General features: G+C 67.3%; 2 pseudogenes. Both read left to right on the top strand.

Going from position 1 to position 502, the window contains the following annotated elements:
- Positions 1-96 precede the first annotated feature (96 nt).
- Positions 97-324 (top strand): annotated as a pseudogene (locus AC3WLN_RS24085) (2Fe-2S iron-sulfur cluster-binding protein); the annotation flags it as partial.
- Positions 222-502: pseudogene (locus AC3WLN_RS24090) on the top strand (FAD binding domain-containing protein); the annotation flags it as partial. The pseudogenes AC3WLN_RS24085 and AC3WLN_RS24090, both read left to right, overlap by 103 nt.

Genomic DNA, 502 nt, shown 5'->3' on the forward strand with positions numbered 1-502 from the left:
ACCGGTTCGAAGAAGGGCTGCGACCACGGGCAGTGCGGCGCCTGCACCATGATCGTCGACGGCCGGCGCATCAATTCCTGCCTGACGCTGGCAGTGATGCACCAGGGGTCGGAGATCACCACCATCGAGGGGCTCGGCCAGCCCGACGCGCTGCACCCGATGCAGGCCGCCTTCATCAAACATGACGGCTACCAGTGCGGCTACTGCACGCCCGGCCAGATCTGCTCCGGCGTCGCCGTGCTCGCCGAGATCAAGGCCGGCATCCCCAGCCACGTCACCGCCGATCTGAACGCGCCGATGCAGGTCACGGACGCCGAGATCCGCGAGCGCATGAGCGGCAACATCTGCCGTTGCGGTGCTTATTCCAACATCGTCGAGGCGATGACCGAAGTCGCCGGGAGGCCCGCATGAAATCCTTCACCTACGAGCGCCCGACTTCGCCCGCCGAAGCCGCCGCCGCCGTGTCGCGCAACCCGAACGCCAAGTTCATCGCCGGCGGCAC

This window comes from Methylobacterium sp. FW306-05-D (assembly GCF_058782155.1).